At 38.3% G+C, this 19200-nt stretch carries 13 protein-coding genes; 9 read left to right on the top strand and 4 right to left on the bottom strand.

The window, feature by feature from the left end:
- Positions 1-650: ATP-binding cassette domain-containing protein (locus H7254_RS14450; RefSeq protein WP_301933633.1), on the bottom strand; the 650-nt coding region annotated here is incomplete at its 3' end.
- 693 nt (positions 651-1343) lie between these two features.
- On the opposite strand from H7254_RS14450, the gene H7254_RS14445 reads away from it, so the two are divergent.
- Positions 1344-2669, top strand: a complete 1326-nt coding sequence (locus tag H7254_RS14445; protein ID WP_301933632.1) for an NRAMP family divalent metal transporter — start codon at positions 1344-1346, stop codon at positions 2667-2669.
- On the opposite strand, the gene H7254_RS14440 is transcribed toward H7254_RS14445, so the two are convergent.
- Complete coding sequence (locus tag H7254_RS14440) at positions 2626-2943, bottom strand: hypothetical protein (protein WP_301933631.1); 318 nt, start codon at positions 2941-2943, stop codon at positions 2626-2628. The two genes, H7254_RS14445 and H7254_RS14440, sit on opposite strands and share 44 nt — an antisense overlap.
- Positions 2944-3160: 217 nt before the next feature.
- On the opposite strand from H7254_RS14440, the gene H7254_RS14435 reads away from it, so the two are divergent.
- From H7254_RS14435 to H7254_RS14425, 3 genes are all read left to right on the top strand, one after another.
- The gene (locus tag H7254_RS14435; protein ID WP_301933630.1) at positions 3161-3922 is read left to right on the top strand and encodes an SDR family NAD(P)-dependent oxidoreductase; all 762 of its coding nucleotides are present in this window, start codon (positions 3161-3163) and stop codon (positions 3920-3922) included.
- A gap of 70 nt (positions 3923-3992) precedes the next feature.
- Positions 3993-6812, top strand: coding sequence for an FAD-binding and (Fe-S)-binding domain-containing protein (locus H7254_RS14430; protein WP_301933629.1), 2820 nt, complete (start codon positions 3993-3995; stop codon positions 6810-6812).
- Between the two features lie 151 nt (positions 6813-6963).
- Positions 6964-7665, top strand: a complete 702-nt coding sequence (locus tag H7254_RS14425; protein ID WP_301933628.1) for a DUF4397 domain-containing protein — start codon at positions 6964-6966, stop codon at positions 7663-7665.
- 156 nt (positions 7666-7821) lie between these two features.
- Here H7254_RS14425 and H7254_RS14420 read toward each other — a convergent pair whose 3' ends face one another.
- On the bottom strand, positions 7822-9216 hold the full coding sequence (locus H7254_RS14420) for a PAS domain-containing sensor histidine kinase (protein WP_301933627.1): 1395 nt from the start codon (positions 9214-9216) through the stop codon (positions 7822-7824).
- A gap of 294 nt (positions 9217-9510) precedes the next feature.
- Between H7254_RS14420 and H7254_RS14415 the strand changes: the two genes are divergently transcribed.
- From H7254_RS14415 to H7254_RS14400, 4 genes are all read left to right on the top strand, one after another.
- Positions 9511-10869, top strand: coding sequence for an alpha-amylase family glycosyl hydrolase (locus H7254_RS14415; RefSeq protein WP_301933626.1), 1359 nt, complete (start codon positions 9511-9513; stop codon positions 10867-10869).
- Positions 10870-11627: 758 nt separating this feature from the next.
- Positions 11628-13025 (top strand): alpha-L-fucosidase, encoded by a 1398-nt coding sequence (locus tag H7254_RS14410; RefSeq protein WP_301933625.1) that lies wholly within the window; start codon positions 11628-11630, stop codon positions 13023-13025.
- 147 nt (positions 13026-13172) lie between these two features.
- Positions 13173-14462: a sugar MFS transporter gene (locus tag H7254_RS14405; protein ID WP_301933624.1), complete on the top strand. Its 1290-nt coding sequence runs from the start codon at positions 13173-13175 to the stop codon at positions 14460-14462.
- 75 nt (positions 14463-14537) lie between these two features.
- Positions 14538-16697, top strand: a complete 2160-nt coding sequence (locus H7254_RS14400; RefSeq protein ID WP_301933623.1) for a glycoside hydrolase family 3 C-terminal domain-containing protein — start codon at positions 14538-14540, stop codon at positions 16695-16697.
- A gap of 121 nt (positions 16698-16818) precedes the next feature.
- Here H7254_RS14400 and H7254_RS14395 read toward each other — a convergent pair whose 3' ends face one another.
- The gene (locus H7254_RS14395) at positions 16819-17685 is read right to left on the bottom strand and encodes an AraC family transcriptional regulator (protein ID WP_301933622.1); all 867 of its coding nucleotides are present in this window, start codon (positions 17683-17685) and stop codon (positions 16819-16821) included.
- Positions 17686-17976: 291 nt separating this feature from the next.
- Between H7254_RS14395 and H7254_RS14390 the strand changes: the two genes are divergently transcribed.
- Positions 17977-19200, top strand: coding sequence for an ROK family protein (locus H7254_RS14390; protein ID WP_301933621.1), 1224 nt, complete (start codon positions 17977-17979; stop codon positions 19198-19200).

The following is a 19200-nucleotide window of genomic DNA, read 5'->3' as shown; positions in this document are numbered from 1 at the left end:
TTTTGTGCTATTTCTGTGATGGATGCATTTAAAAGCAATTGCCCGTTGTCAACAATAACAACCCGGTCAATCAGATTATCCAAATCCCGTATCTGGTGGGTAGAAATAAAAATCATTCTCTCTTTATCGAAAACAGAAGAAATCAGTTTGCGGAAACGGATCTTGGATGGGATGTCCAACCCATTCGTTGGTTCATCCAGCAATAAAATTTTTGTGTTGCAGGCAAGTGCAAATGCAATGATGAATTTTTTTTGCTGACCAAAGGAAAGCGTATTGAGTTTACCCTGGTCTTTTACATCCAGTTGATTAAGATAATTATAAAATTGGTCTTTATTGAAAGCAGGGTAGAAGGGTGCAAACAGGTTCATGTATTTGTGGATGGTTAAGCCGGGTACATTCACTTCCTCAGGAATAAAGTAAATAGTTTGCAAAAAAGAAGGCAGTCTTTTTTTGGGTGAATAGCCATTGATGGTAATGGTGCCATCTGTCGGGAACAACAGACCCACAAGGTTTTTAAGCAGAGTAGATTTGCCCGCCCCGTTTTTACCCAACAAGCCATAGATGCTACCTTCGTTAAGGGTAAGGGTAAGGTTTTTATACAACAACTTTTTTTTGCTATAGCCGAAAGAAAGATTTTCAATTTGTATCATTAGTGTATTAGTTAAGTAGTACACTTCAAATATAAAAATATTTTTTGTTAACCACCAAATAATATTTTTTTTTGAATGGCAGCAGGGAAGGAGGAGTTTACATTGCTGATTTAGCTGGGGGACGATAATTTTTTTAAAAGCAATGTATTATTAGCAGATTGTATAGCTTCTTTTCCTGTTTTTTAATATTGCGATTCCCCTTTTTTATGCAAAGTGCCTGATACATTACCGGCAAAAGATTTAAAGGCGTAATATCCAATGCTGGTTTTGAAGGTAAAACTCCAACGGAATATTTTCTGATTTTACTAACACCACACCCGATAAATCATTTAAAGCAAATAAATTTACACCGTAAATTATTGGATGCAAATTTTGCCAGATTGGCATCAGTTATAGATTTTATAACCCAGTAATTTATCTTGAAAACAATAAAACATTTTTATTTTTACCAATGAATGTGGAAAAAAATACGCACCTTGTAAGATGGAATAAATATAATAAAAATGAGTATATCTTCTTTGTTAAATAGGTATTTTCTACTCTTTTTTATCTGTCTCATTACCTTTTTTAAAGTTGTGAGTAAATGAAAAATTGTTTATACAGTATTTTTTATAATTGCTGGTACACTTATAGATATTTCTACTGCAGTCAAACATTTTACAAATTTTTTAAAAAGAAATTTTAGTAAGGATTATGAGTATCAGCAAGCGTTCTTCATTGAAGGTGATAAAGTTTTTTAAGGCGTTGGGGCCAGGTTTGGTTACCGGGGCAAGTGATGATGATCCTTCCGGAATTGCAACTTATTCACAAGCGGGCGCAAGGTTTGGGCTAGCCACTTTGTGGGCGGCATTGTTTACTTTTCCGCTGATGGCCGCCATACAGGAAATGTGCGCAAGAATTGGTATCATGACTTCTGTTGGGCTTACCACTACTTTAAAAAAACATTACTCAAAACCATTGTTGTATTTAATGATGGTTTTGAGCGTTCCTGCTATCATACTAAATATTGGTGCTGATATTGCCGGTATGGGTGCGGTTGCCAACCTGATGTTTCCGTCTGTGTCTCCTATGATATTCAGCGTGGCTTTTACTTTTTTGTTAATGGCACTCATTATTTATTTACCCTATTATAAACTGGTAGCTATTTTAAAATATTTATGCCTGTCGCTGCTTTTGTATATTGCCGTGCCTTTTTTTACACATCCAAATTGGCTGCAGGTTATTAAAAATACCTTTGTGCCCAACATACAATTCAATAAAGATTTTGTTGAAATAATTGTAGCCATTTTAGGTACTACCATTTCGCCTTATTTATTTTTTTGGCAGGTAACTATGGAAGCTGAGGGTATAAAATCATTTAGGAAATTACTATTAGCCCGTAAAAAAAAATTAAAGGGTGAAGAAGACGCTGCCACCACAAAAGTAAAAGAAAAAAAAATTATTTCATTATTGATAAAAAAAATGCAGGTGGATGTAAATTTTGGAATGCTGTTCAGTAATGTTGTAATGTTTTTTATAATACTTGCCACAGGTTCGGCGTTATTTACACATGGAATTACGCAGATTGATACTGTTGAACAAGCAGCAAAAGCACTGCAACCCGTCGCCGGAAAAGCATCTTATCTATTTTTTACAATCGGGGTTATTGGTACGGGGTTACTGGCTATTCCGGTTTTAAGTGGCTCTTTATCTTACATTGTTTCTGAAACCTTTGGGTGGAAAGGTAACCTGGATAAAAAGTTTTTTCAGGCAAAGTCTTTTTACATCATTATTATCATTTCGCTTTTACTGGGCTTATTGATTAATTATTGGGGGCTTAGCCCAATTAAGGCATTGTTATACACCGCTATCTTATATGGATTAACCTCTCCTTTTTTAATTGCCGTTATTTTACACATAGCAAACAATAAGAAAATAATGAAAGAAAATACCAACAGCAAGCTCTCGAATGTTTTAGGTTTTGTAACATTAATTGTTATGACCGCGGCAGCCATTGCATTAATTTATTTACAATTTTAATTATTGATAATAGCAAGTGCCCATACATTGCAACCCATGCTCTCAAATTTTTCATGCGGTAAAATGGAACAGTTATTACTTCAATATCCAATGGTTGCAGCAAGGCGGTAAGTTGCCGGATACCCTCAGGATTGGTGCGTTTAGTATGATCAACAGATAGTGTATGTTCATCCAGCCATCCAACATCGCCATGCCTAAGTGCCGGCAGTGGTAATGCCGCCCAGCTTATTAAACTCCAGAACTTTATAAACCTTTTGCCGGGTATAGGTTTCATGTACTTTTACGGTCTAGCTAATACTGCAAAAAATCAGCCTCCATCTGTTGAGTTATAAGTTATGAGTTATGCGATTTAAACGTAAAATGCATAACTTATACCTTTACAAAATCTAAAGGTTACCTGATTTTTACCTTCATCCAATTTAGTACTAAAAAAAAGTTAGCTATCATTTAACTTGCAATGTGAACAATTCATAACTCATAACTCAAAAAGGATGTCTTTTAAAAATAAAGTTGCCATAGTAACCGGAGCAGGGCAGGGTATTGGCCTTGAAATATGCAGCCAGCTTGCTAAGGAGGGATCGAAAGTTATTTTAAACGATGTAGATGAAATCCTGGCCGCCAGTGCAGTTAAACAAGTGATAGATGCTACGGGCGAAGCATGTATTGCATTTGCGGGTGATGCCAGCGAACCAGCATTCATCCAACGAATGGTGGACACTGCTGTTGCAAAATATGGACACTTAGATATTGTAATCGCCAATGCCGGTATTACTTTATTTGGAGATTTTTTTACCTATTCGCCGGAAGCTTTCTTAAGGGTAATGCAGGTAAATCTGGCCGGTACTTTCTTTTTAGCGCAGGCTGCTGCTAACCAGATGAAACTGCAGCCATCGGGAGGTTCGCTGTTATTTACATCTTCGGTAACCGGCCACCAGGCGCATAAAAACCTGGCAGCTTATGGCATGAGCAAAGCTGCTTTGGAAATGCTGGCAAAAAATTTGGTGATTGAATTATCGCAATATAAAATAAATGTCAACACCGTTGCTCCGGGTGCCACCTTAACTGAACGCACTATGGATGATCCTGAATACGCTGCCACCTGGAGCCGCATAACGCCCATGGGAAGGGCCGCCACTGTTACAGATATAGCCAATACCGCTTTGTTTCTTGTATCAGAGAAGGCAAGGCATATTACCGGGCAAAGTTTAATTGCAGATGGTGGCTGGACCTGTATCAGCCCTTCACCTTTTTAAAATAGCTTTTTTACAAAAATATAAGTTGATAGATACAAGCCTATCTTACCTTTAAACCGAGCGCAGGAAAATGATTGAATTACTAAAAAAAATTATTCCCGAAAACCGCATTAAAGCCAGATATATTGATCTTGTATCTTTTGCAGCAGATGCAGGTTTTTATCACCTGTTACCAAAAGCCGTTGTGCAGCCGGTAACGGAAGAAGAGATCATTTTGTTATTTCAATTTTCGCAGCAACATACCATTCCGCTTGTCTTTCGAACCGGTGGCACCAGCCTTTCGGGTCAATCTGTTACAGATGGTATTTTGGTTGACCTTAGCCAGCATTGGAATAAAATAAAAGTAGAAGACAATGGCGATTCAGTGCGGGTGCAACCGGGTATTACTGGTGCCATGGTAAATACTTACTTAAAAAAATACAATAAAAAAATTGGTCCCGATCCATCCAGCATCAGTGCCGCAATGATGGGGGGAATTCTTTCCAACAATGCCAGCGGTATGTGTTGCGGCGTAAAATTAAATTCTTATCACACCACAAAATTTATACGGTTTATTTTACCCGATGGTAAAATTTTCAACACCGAAAATCAACTGGATTATGATCGTTTCGAAAAAGAATGTGCTCCATTAGTCGATAGCCTGCTGGATATAAAAAGTGAAGTGCATCAGAACGAACCATTGTATAAAAAGATCCGGATAAAATACCAGACAAAAAATACGGTAGGCTATTCTTTAAATGCATTTATTGATCATGAACATCCGCTGGATATTCTGGCGCACCTGTTGATTGGTGCAGAAGGTACACTTGCTTTTATTGCAGAAGCTTTATTACAGACGGTGCCCGACTATCCTTTTAAATCAACTGCACTATTGTATTTTCCTACTATTGGTGCGGCCTGCGAGGCCATTATGCCGCTTAACAATGCAGGCGCATCCATGGTTGAACTAATGGATAGGGCTTCGCTGCGTGCAGTAGAAAATTTGTCTGGTATGCCAGCTATTGTAAAATCATTGCCTGATACTGCGGCTGCTTTATTGATCGAATTCCAGGAAAATAGCTGGACAGTTCTGGAAGAAAGGGTTAGTACATTCCTGTTATCAACAGCAACACTTTCTTTATACAATGCACCGGTATTTACAAGTGATACGGCAGAGCGGGATTTTTTATGGAAAGTAAGAAAAGGACTTTTTCCTGCGGTGGGTGCAGTACGGGCAAGTGGTACCACTGTAATATTGGAAGATATTGTGTTTCCCGTCGAAAAATTAGGCTATGCCATTGCTGATCTTCAGAAATTGTTTAAACGATACGAGTATACCAATGCCATCATTTTTGGCCATGCCAAAGACGGCAATATTCATTTTGTTATCACGCAATCTTTTGATACACCACAGCAGATTAAGCGGTATGATTTGTTTATGCGGGAAGTAATTAATCTGGTGGTGAAAAAGTATGACGGGTCTTTAAAAGCAGAACATGGTACCGGCAGAAACATGGCTCCTTTTGTTGAAACAGAGTGGGGAAGCGAAGCTTATACCATAATGAAAAAGATTAAGCAGGCGATTGATCCGCACTTATTATTAAACCCTGGTGTGATCATTAATGAAGATAAAAATGTACACCTTAAAAATTTGAAACAATTACCGCCGGTAGAAGAAGAAGTAGATAAATGTATTGAGTGTGGTTACTGCGAACACATATGTCCGAGCCGCAATATAACTACTACGCCCAGACGCAGAATTGTAATCAGGAGAGCATTAAAGAAGCTACAGTTAGAAGGCGAAACTGCCAAGTATGAATTGCTGTTAAGCCAATCAAAATATGATGTGCTGGATACCTGCGCCGTAGATGGTTTGTGCGCAACGGCCTGCCCGGTAGATATTAATACCGGCGACCTGGTAAAACGTTTGAGAAGGGAAAATCATAGCGCAAAAGCGAATAAGTTTACATTGTTTATTGCAAAGCATTTTAAATTAACGGAGCAGGTAGTAAGGGTTGCATTAAAAATGGGCGTTGGGATAAATAAATTGTTCGGTAAAAATACTATGACAAAATTAACCGGCGGCTTAAAGAAAATGATTTCTGCCATTCCATTATGGTCAGCACAAATTAATAACCCTCCTCATCTTGCCATTTTAAAAAACAACAATGCTGTAACTAACTCTAAAAATACAATTGTATATTTTCCTGCATGCATTTCAAGGATGTTGGGTACCTATGAAGGAAAGAAAAAAAACATACTGCAAACCTTTATAAGTATTTGCAACAAATCTGGACTGGAGGTAAAAGTATTGGACAATGTTAACGGCAGTTGCTGCAGCCAGATTTTTTCGTCAAAAGGATTTAAAGATGCAGCAGGTTTCACAGCTAATTCGATTGTAGAAAATTTATGGAAAAGCAGTAATGGCGGTAATTTTACTATTGTGATTGATGTAAGTTCCTGTGCGTATACTTTGCACCATTTACGACCTATACTTACAGAAAAAAATAAACAAAAATTTGACCAGCTGACAATCCTTGATAGTGTTGACTTTTTGTATGACAAAATAATGCTGACAGCGAATGTAAAACATAAAAAAAACAGGATTGTATTGCACCCCGTTTGTTCCCTGGAAAAAATGAATACAACGCATAAATTTATACATCTTGCCAAGCATTTTGCAGCAGAAGTACTTGTGCCCAAAAACACGGGTTGCTGTGGCATGGCAGGCGACCGTGGATTTTTATTCCCGGAAATACCCGCCGCCGCTACCAGGCCTGAAGCAAATGAAGTGATGGCGCAGGAATTTGATGGTTATTACTCCTCAACCAAAACCTGCGAAATGGCGATGTCGGATGCTGTAAAGAAAAATTATGAATCTGTATTATACCTGGTGGATGAAGCCATATAGTATTAAAAGATTTGTTAAAAAAAGCAGTTAAAAAATCAGTAAACTACGTTTACAAAAATAAAATAACCTGTTAAAAGAAAGCAAACAAAAATATAAAACCTATTACCGGCATTGTTTTTTCTGATTATAAATTTAATAAAATATTGTAATTATGAAAAAATTAATAAGTTATTCAAGCGTGATTTTATTGCTGGCAATTGTATTTTCAGCATGTAAAAAAAACAATATCATTACCACCCCTTCTGCAAGCCTGATGGCTTTTAATCTTATTACTGATAAAGATGCTGTTTTTATCACACTTTCAGGAAATAGGTTAACCAATACTCCCTTGGGTTATACAAGTTTTACCGGGGGGTATCTACCGATATATATTGGTTCAAGAGATGTAAAATCAATTGACGCAAACACCGGTACAACATTAGCTTTAAGTACCAAGGTTTTTGCAGATAGTATGTATTACTCTCTTTTTACAATTGGTAAAAATGGCAGTTACCGCAATGTAATTGCAAATGACTCTTTAAATAAACTAACTATTTCAACAGGTCAGGCTTTTGTAAGGTATATTAATGCAATACCGGATTCTACTGTTTCGCCGTTGGTTATCATTTCATCCAATGGAAGCAATATAGTTAATACCACTGCGGGTTTTGGAACTGTATCTGGTTTTACAAAAGTGAATGCAGGTAATATTAATGTGGGAGTAAACAGCGGTGACAGTATTTCCGCATCCCGTTCTATTGCTGTAGAAGAATCGAAGGCATATACCATACTGCTAACGGGTATCCCTAACGCAGCAGATTCAACAAAATCTGTTAAGATAAAGTACATCACGAATGGTACCATAACACCATAAACAATACTTATATTTTATACAAGGCTTCGGTTTTAACCGGAGCTTTTTATTGTCTTAATAATTTTGAAGATGCATTTACAGGATTTTTATTTTTAGCAAATGAGGTGAAGGGTCTCAGGTTATTTTTAGTCCAAATTTTTACCAGTTTCCCGGCCTTTACACGTAAGCATTTGCTGTTGTATTAGGTACTACTTTAATTTTTAATTGTACCACAAACCTGCTGCCTTTGCCGGGCTTAGAAAAAACTTTTATGGTACCACCATGCTGTTGTACAATTTGCCGCGATAAACTAAGGCCAATACCTGAGCCATTTTCTTTGGTGGTGAAAAAGGGAATAAAAATATCTTCCAGTGCTTCGGGTTCTATACCGGGTCCATTATCTGTTATTTCTATAAACAGAAATTGATTTTGCGCAAAGCTTTTTATATCAATGGTTCCGTTTACAGTGTGTTCCAGCGCTTCTTTTGCATTCTTTACCAAGTTAATCAGTACCATTGAAAGCTGCTCAGCATCTGCCTGTATAAGTTGATCAACTGCTTTGTTTTCTACTGTTAAGAAAATATTGGCAACTACCATTTCAGGTTGTAATAAATTCATGATTTGTAGAATCAGCGGTTCCATATTTACTTCAGCAAACGAAGGTGCCGGAATGCTGGTAAAGCTGCGGTATCCATCTACAAAATTAATCATTCCAATGCCCCTGGTTTCAAGTGTTTGCAGGGCTTCCTGTAAATCTCCCTTTGCTCCATTGTCATTTGCTGTGGCGGGTAATTCTGTATCCACAATATGTTTCATGGTGCCAATCAATGATAAAATAGGGGTGAGAGAATTCATGATCTCATGGCGTAGTACACGGGTTAAATTTTGCCATGCTTCTACTTCTTTTTGCTGCATTTCCGACTGTATGTTTTGTAAAGAAACAAGGTTTTTAATTTGTCCGCCCAGCCGGATGGCAACAATATTTACAGACAACTGGATACCATTAAGCCCCTGGTACAAAAAATGTTTTTCCTCTGTAACCATTAATTTATCTGCCAATTCAAGATGATTTGCTTTTAATTCTGTAATATTTTTGAGCCGGTAAAACCCGAGTAACTTGCAGGCCGCACTGTTGCTGAGTTCTATGCGCCCATACTGATCGTACAACAGCAACCCTGTTTGCACATTTTGTATAATTGTATTTACAAGATGCAGACTGGCTTCATTTTCTGCCCTTATTTTACGAAAGGCTTCCAGTACTTTATTAAACTGTTTGTTAAGGCCCTGGAAGCTTTTTCCAAAAGTATTATCGGAAGAAAATTTTATGCTGAAATCATCATACTGGATGGAGTCAAAAAAACGGGTCAGTTTACGGTTGGTAGCATTGGTATAATAAAACAGGTTTACACCACGGTAAAAGATTACACCAAATAATAATACAGCAATGAGCCAATAAATGGCGTCGGTATTTGCAAGGTATATTTGCACCAGGCAATATGCCAATGCCGTCGATAAAATAATGATCAACACAATGCGCCAAAGCAGTCCAATAAAAAAGCGTTTAAAAATCACGGAGGATGTTTGTTTGTAGATTAAAGATATAAAGTTAATAGCAACAGCAAAGGTCCGAAGGCCAACGTGATTAAGATAAGGTTTATAATTTAAATGAGGGGATGAATTGCAGGGATAAATTGCACGGATGAATTGCACGGATGAATTGCACGGATGAATTGCACGGATGAATTGCACGGCCCTTCAGGGCCGTGAAAAAAGAATTGATTATCCTTTTCGGGCTTTAGCATCGGTTATTTACTACTTCTATCTTCAAAATCTATAACTTAGTTGCTTAATTAAAACTTGCTTCGCATGAAAAATATTTCTTGTTTTTTTGTACTGCAATTATTATTGTTTGTTGTTGGCAACGGTCAGCAAAAAACAACCACTAAAACTTCTAAAACGAACCATCCTGCCTGGATCATGCAGGGAAATATTTATGAAGTAAACGTGCGGCAATACACACCGGAAGGAACTTTCAACGCATTTGCAAAACACCTGAACCGGCTGAAGAATATGGGGGTGCAAACGTTGTGGTTTATGCCGCTGAATCCTATCAGTAAAGTAGATAGAAAAGGAACGCTGGGCAGCTATTATGCCGTATCTGATTATACTTCCATCAACCCTGAATTTGGAACCCTCAGGGATTGGAAACAACTTGTTAAAACCATTCATACAAAGGGGATGAAAGTAATCATTGATTGGGTGCCCAACCATACCGGTGGCGATCACCACTGGTTAAAAGAACAACCAGATTTTTTTGTGAAAGATGCCAACGGCAATGCAGCAGTGGCGGCAGACTGGGCCGATACAAGACAACTGGATTATAAAAATCCTGTGATGCAGGACAGCATGATTGCCTGCATGAAATACTGGCTCAGCAAAACAGGCATTGATGGCTTTAGGTGTGATGTTGCATGGAACGTGCCCGGATCTTTCTGGAGTAAATGCATTGGACAGTTAAAGCAAATAAACCCTGCTATTTTTATGCTGGCAGAAGGCGACAGGCCTTATTTAAGTAGGAACGGATTTGATGCAGTGTATCCCTGGGATATGTTTCACATGATGATAAAAGTGGCTGCAGGTGAAAGGCCGGCCTTTGCATTGGATAGTGTAAGAACCTATGATGACACTGCATTTGCTGCTAAAGAGATACAGATGTATTTTACCAGTAATCATGATGAAAATAGTTGGAACAAAGCAGACTATGGCGTTTTTCCCGGAGCTTCACATGCACCATTTGCGGTGTTTACGCAAACGATGGTAAACAGTGTTCCTTTAATTTACAGTGGTCAGGAAGAACCCGTTTTAAAACCATTGGAGTTTTTTGAAAAGGACCCGATTAGTTTTAATAAATTTCAAAGGGCGGCTTTTTATAAAACCTTACTGAACCTCCGTAAAATAAATCCGGCGCTTGCGGCCGATGCTTCGTTTAAAAAAATAAATGCAGGTGATGACAAATCCTTGTATGCTTTTACAAGAGAAAAGAATGGCAATAAAGTATTGGTGATATTGAATCTTACTGCAACCCAACAGGCGGTAACTGTAACAGATAAAAAATTATGGGGAAAGCCTTACAATGTGTTTATGGGTAATACAGAAATATTAAACGGGCGCCAATGGATGATTGAGCCTTGGGGTTATGTGGTGTATACTTACACCAAAAAGTAGTGAAAAATACCGGTTTATTATTTAAAATGCTGAAGGATAGCTCTTCACGCCAATCTCTCTTTTTTTTGAAACAGGTTATAGTGCCACAATACTTTTTGTTACAGCAGGTTGTTTGCTGGTTGGGGATATGGGACCTGTCGAAAATATATTTAAGCGTGATTTGTTGTATGCATTCACAACAACCAATGGAGATATCATTATTTCAATTTTACCGGCGGTATTATTTTTAAAAATAGTATGAAGAAAAGTTAGGTTTAGCAGAGCAACAAAATCATCATGATTTGAACATTAATAATGGCTTTTATTTTAAGTAATGGACTTTGATTATCGGTCGTTGCCGACGTAATTTTAAACAATAAAAGCGCTTCAGGATTAACGTTTAAAAATATTGCCCATGATCTTAGTTCTCAATTTCCTGGAGTTTTTCAGATTGAAATATGTCTGTTCATTTTGATTCCATTATTTCACCTTCTTCTATCAAAAAAAATAAAAACAGAATAATTCCCATGCCTTATTATAAAAGTACCAAATACCCGTTTTGCCACTGCCATTGTTGATGTTGTTGCAGTATATTAATGAATGATGAGCATAAATTGATGTAGCCATTTAAACTGTTGCGCTATTTGTTAGATTGCACGGAAGCAGTAATTAAAAAATTTGCTCCATTTTACCGGTACTTTCTTTTTTTACAATATCATCTTCAAATGAAACAAAAAATACGGTGCATAATTTTGATGGTTGTTTTTTTACCATTTATCATGTCAGTAAAAGCACAACAAAACGTACATCCCCAATCCACTACCTACGAGTGGCCGACAGATGAACTCGTAAAAGCAAAATTAGACAAGTGGCAGGATCAGAAATTCGGCATGATCATTCACTGGGGATTATATGCAGTACCGGGCATTATTGAATCATGGTCAATCTGTAACGAAGACTGGATTGAACGGGACAGCAGCTCTAATTACAATGATTATAAAAACTGGTACTGGGGTTTGAAAAAAGATTTTAACCCTGTAAAATTTGATCCGGATCAATGGGCCAAAGCCGGCAAAGACGCAGGGATGAAATATGTGGTGTTTACTACCAAACACCATGATGGTTTCAATATGTTTGATACCAAACAAAGCGATTTTAAAATATCCAGCGGGCCCTTCGCCAATAACCCAAAAGCAAATGTTGCCAAGTTTGTTTTTGAAGCATTCAGAAAAAATGATTTTATGATCGGTGCTTATTTCTCCAAGCCCGACTGGCATTCTGAAAATTACTGGTGGCCTAAATATGCTACACCAGACAGAAACACGAATTATGATATCCGTAAATTTCCCTGGCGCTGGAATAAATTTAAAGAGTTTACTTATAACCAGATCAGCGAGCTGATGCATGACTATGGTTCTATGGATATTTTATGGCTGGACGGAGGCTGGGTTCGTCCGTTGGAAACCGTAAATGAAGAAGTACGGAGCTGGGGTGCAGCAATACCAAATTGGAGCCAGGACATTGATATGCCCCGCATTGCAGACATGGCAAGAACAGCACAACCGGGTTTATTAATTGTAGACCGTACCGTACATGGCCCTTACGAAAATTATCAAACACCCGAACAAAAAATTCCTGAAAACCAACTGGATCATCCATGGGAAAGTTGTTTAACGCTGGCCAATAACTGGGGCTATGTACCCAACGATCAGTTTAAATCTTCTGCCAAAATTATTCATACTTTAATTGAAGTTGTAGCCAAGGGAGGAAGCCTGTTATTAGGTATTGGACCAAAGCCGGACGGAACACTTCCTGATACAGCCATTGTGCGGTTAAAAGAAATTGGCAAATGGGTGAAAGTGAATGGCAGTGCACTGTACAACACACGAACAACTCCTTACTATCAAGAAAATAATATTTATTTTACAAAAAATAAAACAGGTAAAGTAAAATATGCATTGGTATGTTTGGAAGAAAAGTCAGTGATGCCTGCTACCATTCAATGGAAAACAAACCTGCCTGCAAAAGGCACTAAAATGAAGTGGCTGCAAACAGGCGAAACAGTAAAATGGATAATAGCCAACGGCGTGGTAAATGTGAAGCTGCCAAAAAAATTGTCAAAACATACCGTTGCGTATCCGGCGTTGGCTTTTTCATTTGCAAGCGCCGGATTGTAACCCGGCACCATTCAATAACAAAAAATAAAACAAGCGTTTGCCATCAAAACATCCGTGAAGCTTTCCTATCTTTAACGGGTACTTTTTTCCTGTCATTTTGAAAACATTTTTACTCTAATTTTATTACTGAACACTTAAACACCAAAAATGGCTGCAACAACAATCCTGAAAGTTCCTGCAAATAACCTCACTTCGCCGGCTAAAAGTAATGGCCCGATCATTATCATTGGTTCACTGTTTTTTATTTTTGGTTTTATTACCTGGCTAAATTCCGTGTTGATTCCTTACCTCAGAATTGCGTGCGAGCTCAATAATTTTGAATCGTATCTCGTAGCATTTGCATTTTATATTTCTTACCTGGTAATGGCCATTCCATCTGCCAGAGTTTTAAAGGCAATTGGATTTAAACGTGGTATGGCAGTGGGTTTAGGTGTTATGGCATTTGGCGCACTGATATTTATTCCGGCAGCAATGACCAGAACTTACAGTTTGTTTCTACTAGGTTTATTTGTACAAGGTACAGGATTGGCCATTTTGCAAACGGCATCCAATCCATACATTACCATCCTTGGTCCAAGAGAAAGTGCTGCAAAAAGAATCAGCATCATGGGCATTTGTAACAAGGTGGCTGGCGCCATTGCGCCGATTGTATTAGGTGCCATCACGCTAAAAAATGTAGACGTTTTAAAACAACAATTACTAACAATGCCTGCTGCCGAAAAAGCGGTGCAATTAAATGAACTGGCATCAAGAGTAATTCTTCCCTACATCTGCATTATTGTTGTACTGATAATTCTTGCGATAGCCATTAATTTTTCCCATCTTCCGGAAATTGATACAGAACATGAAGATGAAGCAGTGGCAAAGGCCAATAGCAATAAAACAAGTGTATTTGATTTTCCGCATTTGATGCTGGGGGTACTCACTTTATTTTTATATGTGGGTGCAGAAGTACTGGCAGGAGACACCATCATAAGTTATGGCGCATCACAGGGCATACCATTGTCTACGGCTAAATTTTTTACCACCTGTACATTGGTTGCTATGATTGCTGGATATATTGTAGGGATCATTACTATACCAAAATACCTTAAACAAGGTACAGCCTTGAAGTTTTCGGCAATAATTGGCGTTGTGTTTTCCATTATTGCTATCCTTACATCAGGATATACTTCTGTTTTATTCATCGCTTTACTGGGTCTTGCAAATTCTTTAATGTGGCCGGCAATCTGGCCGCTGGCAATTGCAGACCTTGGCCGCTTTACAAAAATAGGGTCATCATTTTTAATCATGGCAATTGCAGGCGGAGCAATACTTCCATTGATTTACGGCCGTCTGGCAGACGTATTAAATCCACAACATGCTTATTTTATCTTAATACCCATTTACCTGTTTATTTTATATTATGCAACCATTGGCAGTAAGATCAGGAAATAAAAGCAACCATAATTTTTAGCAGTATGATAAAGTAAAGTGAAGCAGAAGTAACAAAAGTTTTACAAACCTCTTTTCATGAAGCAAATAAATTTTTTTATAATTATTGCAATAATAATTGCAGGTTGCACCATTGCCAATGCGCAGGTCATCCCATTATTCAGAAACGAAAAAGCGCCAGGAGAAGAAAGAATCAGGGACCTGTTGCACAGGCTTACGTTACCGGAAAAAATTGCAATGCTGGGCAATAGCAGTCCGGCAGTAAACCGGTTAAAAATACCTGCCTATAACTGGTGGAACGAATCCCTGCATGGATTGGCAAGAGCAGGCGAGGCTACGGTATTTCCACAGGCCATCGGCCTGGCCGCCACTTTTAATGATGCATTGTTGCAGGAAGAAGCGGCAGCTATTTCAACAGAGGCAAGAGCCAAATACAATCTTGCTGCAAAAATGAACCGCCATCTTTGGTACATGGGGCTCACTTTCTGGTCGCCAAATATCAATATCTTTCGTGATCCACGCTGGGGCAGGGGGCAGGAAACGTATGGCGAAGATCCTTTACTGACTTCAAAAATGGGCACGGCTTATGTAAATGGTTTACAGGGCAACGATGCTAATTATTTAAAAGTAGCAGCTTGTGCAAAACACCTTGCAGTGCACAGCGGACCCGAAGCCCTGCGGCATAATTTTAATGCGGTGATAGATGAAAAAGATCTCCGGGAAACCTACTTGTACGCATTTAAAAAACTGGTGGATGCCAATGTGGAAGCAATCATGTGTGCTTACAACCGGGTTAATGGTGAGCCTTGCTGTACCGGCAAAACATTGATTACGGATATTGTAAAAAATGAATGGCATTTTAAAGGTCATATCGTAACGGATTGCGGTGCACTGTCTGATATCGTCAACATCCCCGGAGTAACTACTACCCAGACAGCGGTTGCGGCGGCAGCCATAAAAGCGGGCATCAACCTGGAGTGCGGCGATATTTTACAGCAAGATGTATTGGCTGCAATACACCAGAACTTATTAACTGAGGCCAATGTGGATGTGGCTTTAACCGGTATCTTGCGCACGCAAATGAAACTGGGTATGTTTGATAATGATGATTCGGGCAACCCATATAGCCGGTATGCGGCAGACAGTGTACACAATGCGTATCATGTTGCATTGGCCAGAAAGGCAGCACAGCAAAGTCTGGTATTGCTGAAAAATAATGGCGTATTGCCACTGCCAAAAGACAAGTACGAATCGATTTTGGTGACGGGTGCCAACGCGGCGTCGCTGGAGGCAATGGTAGGTAATTATCATGGCATGAGTGGTGATATCGTAACGATTGCAGAAGGCATTACAAAAGCCGCCGGGCCAGCCACAGTGGAACAGTACGACCAGGGTAGCGACTATGCCGATATAACGCATTTTGGCGGTATCTGGGTTTCTCAAAACAGCGATATTACCATTGCGGTAGTTGGGTTAACACCACTGCTGGAAGGCGAAGAAGGGGATGCTTTTTTATCTGCTTCCGGGGGCGATAGGGCAACCATGAGTTTACCGAAGGCACATATTGCTTTTCTAAAAAAATTAAGGGCTGCTTCTTCAAAACCAATTGTAGTGATTGTGAATGCCGGCAGTGCGGTTGATATATCCGCCATTGCCTCGTATGCAGATGCGATTCTGTTAGCCTGGTATCCAGGGGAGCAGGGAGGTACTGCCGTTGCCGATATTTTGTTTGGCAACCTGTCCCCTTCAGGCCGCTTGCCCATTACCTTTTACCAATCGCTGAATGATTTGCCGGACTATGCCAGTTACAACATGAAAGGCCGAACCTACCGCTACTTTAATGGCCCGGTTCAATATCCTTTTGGGTATGGATTAAGTTATACCAGTTTTAATTATAAATGGTTGCAGCAGCCAAAGTTGGTTTACCAAATAACAGACACAGTTCGATTATCCATAGGTGTTGGCAATAGCGGTAATTTTGATGGTGATGAAGTGGTACAGGCATACATTGAATATCCCAAACTGCAAAGAATGCCGCTAAAAGAATTGAAAGCCTTTAAAAGAGTAACTGTTACAAAAGGCAACTCAACAGCAACCGTAATAAATATCCCCGTGAGTGAATTGCAAAAATGGAGTCTGGAAGAAAATAAATGGAAATTATATAAGGGAACCTACACAATTTGTATCGGAAAAAATTCGGGAGATTTTGTTTTGAAGAAGAGTTTTACAGTGAAGTAAATATCAATATATTTACCCGCACATTCTTCGGCGGCAGTGACACTGTTTGCAGCGATGAACTTTAGTAAAAGGTGTAACCTCTGTGTGCGTTTGCTATTTTTTAAATGATTGATTTTTATGATCAGGCCAACGCCTTCTCCCGGTAAGCCTTGGGCGACAGACCCGTAGATTTCTTAAAGAATTTATTAAAGTTGCTCAACGTTCTGTAACCGCAGTTAAACGCCACTTCGGAAACATTGTAACCAGTTTCGGTAAGTATTTTACAGGCATTGGAAATCCTGATTTCATTAAGGTAAGAAAAGAAGCATAGTTTAGTTTTTTGTTTAAACATTCTGCAAAAAGCGGGCGGGGTAAGGTTGGCTACTTTTGCTATGGCTTCCAGGGTGATGTCTTCGTTATAATTTATACTAACGTAATTAAAAACTTTGCTCAAACGGTCGGAGGTATTGTCAGTCATTTTTCCTTGATAGCCTTCACAAACAAAATATTCAAACTCATCTGAAATAGAAAGAAAATGTAAAATTTCTATTAAGCCGATAATCCTTTCAAAATCTTTTTTCGTTACCAGTTCATCCATTTTTTTTGCTATAACCTTATTGGTATTACCGGTTACTTTAATACCTCTGCCTGCTTTTTTTATCAGCGTATTTATTTTGCTGCTTTCCCTTAAATTATAAAAGCCTTTAGAAAAAACATCTTTATTAAAATAGGCAACAATGGCATGTGATAATCCACTTGTACAATCTTTGGTAAATTCTTCCGCGTTAATTATTTCATGTGGTAAATCAGATCCGATAAAAAAAATATCACCACTGCTGAAAGTATCCAGTTTATCACCAATAATCCGCTTGCCCTTACCATTTTTTATATATATCAATTCAAGTTCGGGATGGTAGTGAAACCTGGAATCAAAATAAGGAAACTTTCTTTCCATAATGGCAATCTCCCTATCCAAAGCACTGGATATTTCTGTTTTAAACGCCCGCATGTGAAAAATTTTGTAGATGAAAAACTTGTACCATCAGCGATCAATCAATTTTTCTAAATGGATTATTCTAATTTTTTGCAACAAAAACGAAAATTGGTATGACGAATTACCATTAATACTATTTATTCAAACTGGTATTTTTTTATCTGGTTATCCAAATATATCGATTGTTATTAAATAAGTAACAAAACATTTTAAAATATTTATTAAAGTATCTATCTTTATTTTAAAAGACAAAATACTTTAAAGAAAAAATTACTAAACAACACACTCTAATATTTTAAAAAAACAATGAAGAAAAACGCCTATAAAAGAATAATTGTAAAAAATGTATATTTTAAAAAAGCAGTTTCATGTGCAGAGTTAAGTCTGCAAATTGAAAAGAGTCTTCCCGTTGCGACACAATTGTTGCTTTCGCTGGTAGATGAAGGCATTGTTGAGGAAACGGGATATGCAAAATCTACCGGTGGGCGTAAGCCGGTTTTATTTGCATTAAAGCCAGATATCCTGTATGTAGTTGCGGTAGCAATGGATCAGTTTGTTACCAGGATAGCCATTATGAATATGCAGAATGAGTTTGTTGGTACCGTGATAAAACTGGAATTACCGTTATCAAATAATAAAAATGCACTGAACATTTTAGTAGAAAAAGTGGAAGAACTGGTAGAAAATTCGGGTATTCTCAGAAGCAAATTTGCCGGTGCAGGAATAGGAATGCCGGGATTTATAGATGTGAAAAGAGGCCTAAACCATTCGTATTTATTTTCTGAAGGAAAGAGTATTGCAGAGTATATAAAAGAGAAACTAAAAATACCGGTATTTATTGACAATGATTCAAGCATAATGGCTTTGGCTGAACTAAAGTTTGGAAGTGGTTTTAATACTAAAAGTGCCATGGTTGTTAATGTTGGATGGGGTATTGGTTTAGGCATTATTTTAAACAGCGAACTCTACCGTGGCATCAATGGTTTTGCCGGTGAGTTTAGTCATGTGCCGCTTTCATCCAACGATAAATTATGCGTATGCGGCAAAAGCGGTTGTCTTGAAACGGAAGCATCCCTGCTGGTTGTGGTAGAAAAAGCAATGGAAGGTGTGCGGAACGGACAAGTTACAAAGCTGAAAGAACTGAATGTGGATGACATTGAGCAGGCTTGCAACGATATTATTAAGGCAGCACAGGAAGGCGACCAGTTTGCTATTGAGATTTTATCGTACAGCGGTTTTAAAATAGGTATGGGCATAGCCCTTTTAATTCATCTTTTAAATCCTGAATTTGTAATACTTACCGGCAGGGGTGCTGCTGCGGGTAAAATTTTGTTAACGCCTTTACAGCAGGCCATTAATGAATATTGTATCCCAAGTTTGTCGGAATATACCAGTATAAAAATTAGTGAATTAGGTGCGGATGCTGAATTGATTGGAGCTGCCGCACTGGTTATGGAAAATTATGATTCAGAAAGCGGAGGTAATGCTGTTAAAATAAAAAAGCATGAACGGGAAAATATTTTAAACTAA

It is taken from the genome of Ferruginibacter sp. (genome assembly GCF_014377975.1).
GTDB lineage: Bacteria > Bacteroidota > Bacteroidia > Chitinophagales > Chitinophagaceae > Ferruginibacter.
This window is presented reverse-complemented; position numbering and strand designations above follow the sequence as displayed.